The following is a 4,251-nucleotide window of genomic DNA, read 5'->3' as shown; positions in this document are numbered from 1 at the left end:
GGTCGGTTTTGGCGGTCTTCCACGGCCTCTGGTGGTCGAAGTAGCGGTTTCCGAAGATCGCCAATTCCATAACGCGCTTTAGAGCATCCTTGAAGCGGTACTGGCTTATGAGCTCACCGACCTCTTCGAAGGCATTCTCAATCTCCTCGAATGCCTGCTTATCTAACTCGTTCAGCTTGCCCCTCTCAGGAACAACACCATCGAAGTAGCGGTTCACGAAGGTCATCGCCCTGTGAACAAAGTTGCCGAGGTTGTTCACGAGCTCGTCGTTTATCTTGACCTTGAAGTCGAAAAAGCTGAAGTCGCTGTCGCGAGTTTCGGGCATTATTGCGGTGAGGTAGTAGCGAAGGTAGTCAGCCGGAAAGACCTCAAGGAACTCGTGAACCCATATCGCCCAGTTCCTGCTCGTCGAGAACTTCCTGCCCTCAAGGTTCAGGTATTCGTTGGCGGGGATGTCGTAGGGAAGTAACCACTCCGCCTCGACTTCCTCATCTTTGTATTTGCCGTAGGCCATCAGGAAGGCCGGCCAGAATATCGCGTGGAAGGGTATGTTGTCCTTGCCGATGAAGTGTATTACTCTGGTCTGTCCATCGAGGTTGAGCCAGAACTTCTTCCACTCGTCCTCCCTTCCTTCTCTGCGAAGGTGCTCTATCGTTATGCTGATGTAGCCTATTGGAGCCTCGAACCAGACGTAGAGCACCTTGCCCTTCATGTCATCATCGTCGAGCGGAACGGGAATCCCCCAGTCCAGGTCGCGCGTTATGGCCCTGTCCTCAAGCCCCTCCTTTATCCAGCCCAAGACCATGTGCCTGACGTTCGGCTTCCAGTGCTCCTGGCCCTCGACCCACTCCCTGAGTCTTCCAGCGAACTCCCCCATGCGGAAGTAGTAGTGGGCCGAGTCGCGGAAGGTGATTGGGTTGCCGCAGATGCTGCACCGGGGGTTGATGAGTATCTCGGGCGTTAGGGGTCTCCCGCAGACCTCGCACTGATCCCCGCGCTGGTTCTCGGCGCCACAGTAGGGACAGGTCCCGATAACGAACCTGTCGGGCAGGAACATTTTGTCGTGCTCGCAGTAGGCCTGCTTGCTCACCCTCTTCACGAGGTAGCCGTTTTCAAAGGCCTTCAGGAAGAAGTCCTGGCTCACGCGGTAGTGGACCGGGAGCTCCGTTCTGCCGAAGTAGTCGAAGCTTATCTTGGCCCTCTCGAAGGCCGTCTTTATGTGCTCGTGGAACTCGTCCACTATCTCCCTCGGGCTTCTCCCCTCCTTTATTGCCCGGAAGCTTATGGGCGTCCCGTGCTCGTCGGTTCCGCAGATGAACAGGACTTCCTCGCCCCTCAGCCGGAGGTAGCGCACGAAGATGTCCGCCGGAAGGTAGGCCCCCGCTAAGTGGCCCGCGTGAATCGGACCGTTGGCGTACGGGAGAGCGGAAGTGACCATGTACCTGACCATTTTAACCACCGTCCGGCAATGGTTCTGCCCCCTTATAAGGCCTGCGGGTTTTAAGCATTACGGTGGGTTATTAAGTTGGGAAGAAAATATGCAGGGTTTGATATATCCCTCCGGCCCGTCTCGCCCATGGGGCCTTCACGAGGGCCCGCGCTGCTTTCTCCCCGCCTTTCGGCAGGGGGCTCATTTTATACCTCCCGGGTATTATACTTGACAGGTATAAAAAGAACCCGGTGGCTATCTCCACACCACCACCGTCACGTTGTCCCTCGTGACAGGAAGGGCCTCCTCAACCAGCTTTCGGGCTATCTCCTCCGGTGTTCTTCCGGAGGAGGCGATGTCGGCTATCCTCCTCTCATCAATGTAGTCGTGCAGCCCGTCGGAGCTGAGCAGTAGAACGTCCCCTTGCTTTAGCTCCCACTCGTAGAGGTCGACACCGAAGTTTATTCCGAGGGCCTTCGTTATGATGTTCCTCATCGGGTGCCTCCTCGCTCCCTCCGCCGTTATCTCGCCCTTGTCGAGGAGCTCCTGGACGAGGGAGTGGTCTCTGGTCCTCGCAACCACCTTCCCATTTCTTATCAAATAAGCCCTGCTGTCCCCGGTGTTCGCTACTATGGCCCTTCCGCCCCTGACGAAGGCTGAAACCAGGGTGGTGCCCATTCCTTCCCTCTCTCCGCGGGCAGCCTCCTTTATCCCCGAATGTGCCAGTTCATGGGCTTTTTTCAGCAGGAGCCTGACGAGATAAGCCTGCAGTCCTGCCCCGTATTCCTCCAAGAAAACCTCACCGAGGATTTTTACAGCCATCCCAGAGGCCACTTCGCCGGCATTGTGGCCTCCGAGGCCGTCCGCCACCGCCAGAAGGTAGGCGTCCGCCAATTTAAGAACTAAAAAGCTGTCCTCGTTGTTTTCCCTCGCCCCAACGTGGCTTATTCCGAAGGCCTTACCGGCCCTTATCCCGATGGGCCTTTTCGGTTCTGGTGACCTCCTCACCTGCAGGCTTCTTCATGTAAACGTAGGCACCCGCGCCGCCCAGTGCGAGAAGCACAAGAGCCAGCAGAAGGGGGCCCCTTGACCCCTTTTTGGGCACCGGAATCGCCAGAGAAACCGTTGAGGTGGAGTTCACACCGACGTAAACATCGGCGGCTTTCCAGCCTTTTCCGTTGCTCACATTCACCGTGTATTTTCCAAGGGGCAGGGAAAGGGAGCACGGGGTGGTGCAGTTCTTGTTCATGTTACCTCCGATGATCGTGGCGGTCAGGTTTGCGGGAGTGGAGCTGATGAGGAGCCTCCCGGATAGGGGTTCAAGCCTGACTGTGAGGTCCCTTTCAGTCCCGGGCGAGAGCGTGAGGTTCAGGGTTTTGTTTTTGTAACCCTCTTTGACGAGCTTCAGGATGCAGTTGCCGGGTGTGAGGTTGAGGTTCAGTGGAGTTCTTCCGATGTGAGAACCGTTGATGTATACCTCCGCTCCAGGTGGGGTTGTGGCAACTCTTAAAGTTGCCAGGCCCTGATTAGGGATTCCAGCGACTATCACAGGTTTGAATTGGTGGACAGTCACGTTAATTGGCTTGAGGGGCAACACGATCTCGTTGATTTTCGGCTCTGCTGGAAGTGCCTTTAAACTCATGGGAACCTCTTGGCCAGGCTGGAAGGGAGCGAGGGAGTAGTGATCCCCACTGTACCCTCCCATTAACCCGTCACTCACAAACAGAACCGTGAAGTCTGCGAGGAAGCTGACACTTTCAACGCTTCCGTTCCAGTTCAACCTGAGAAAGATGGATTTCCCCCTCCCGTGGGGTGACACCATCACCGGGCTGTTGTTTATGACCATGAGAGCATAGGGGTAGGTGTCTTCCACAAAGAGGGCACTGGCTGTAATGGGATTGATCAGGTACGTTCCATTGGACCATCCAACTGCGATTAGAAAACGGCTCTCGTTTCCAACCGCCCAGACAGATGGACCATCCCATGCCTCAACTCCAGTATCCCACACCCTGATCGTGTTGTTTGGGTATATTATTCCGGCCCATGAGAGCATTTTTTCATCGTAACCGGCGACGATTATCTCGCCATTTTCGTCGATTTCAAACCTGAGTACCGCATGGGGATCGGCGAGGGGAATTAGGTACATCCTTTCGATTTTTCCGGTTATGGGATCTGCCCACAGCATCACCGGTATTATCCTATCGCCCTCTCTGTAGGCTATTGCAGCCACAATCGAGCCGTTCCAGACCTCCGCCTGAGCTATGTACCCGGGCAGTGAGAATCCCCATTTGTATCTACCATCTCCATCAAGTGCAATGATCCACGATGTCTTGTTCTTGAACCTTGGAACACAGGATACTCCATACGCGATTATCTCATCCCCATATGATTCAATCCCCAGGCTTGGCCAGGTTTCCTCGTCGCAGAAGCCGCCGGTTATTATGTATTTTGCCAGCAGATTTCCATTCGGGCCGATTTTGAACAGGGTGGTGTTGCCAACCCATTGAACGTTAAAGGTACTAACATACGTCTCGAGTCCAATTGCGTATATGGATCCGTTCAGAGCTGTGGCGTCACTGAGCATGCCCTCGTGGTGCTCTTGGAGTGGAAGCTTAAGCACCCATGCTCCCACGGGGATCGCTACAAAGAGCAAAACAAAAAGGAGGGATGATAAAAGCCTCTTCATTCTCCCACCACCTTTTCAAGTTCAACCCCTTCGAGCTTTTTCCCGGATAACGCGTTCTCAAGATCCTCAAGTCCGTAAACTCCTGCGGGTTTACTCCCTTTTATCTCCCTTGCGATGAGATAGAGGTGAATTCTCC

Annotated in this window: 3 protein-coding genes; all 3 read right to left on the bottom strand. The window is 54.8% G+C overall.

Annotated elements, in window-relative coordinates; translation table 11 throughout:
• The coding region (gene metG, locus MVB78_RS07910) for a methionine--tRNA ligase (protein ID WP_297490083.1) at positions 1–1,450 on the bottom strand (1,450 nt) is incomplete at its 3' end.
• Between the two features lie 234 nt (positions 1,451–1,684).
• A complete protein-coding gene (locus MVB78_RS07905) occupies positions 1,685–2,437 on the bottom strand; it encodes a protein phosphatase 2C domain-containing protein (RefSeq protein ID WP_297490081.1) in 753 nt (250 codons plus the stop codon).
• Positions 2,388–4,115 (bottom strand): PEGA domain-containing protein, encoded by a 1,728-nt coding sequence (locus MVB78_RS07900; protein ID WP_297490079.1) that lies wholly within the window; start codon positions 4,113–4,115, stop codon positions 2,388–2,390. Before MVB78_RS07900 ends, MVB78_RS07905 begins: the two co-directional genes overlap by 50 nt.
• Positions 4,116–4,251: the final 136 nt, after the last annotated feature.

This window comes from Thermococcus sp., assembly GCF_026991495.1.
GTDB lineage: Archaea > Methanobacteriota_B > Thermococci > Thermococcales > Thermococcaceae > Thermococcus.
The sequence above is the reverse complement of the archived record's forward strand: the minus strand, read 5'-3'. Positions and strand labels throughout refer to the sequence as shown.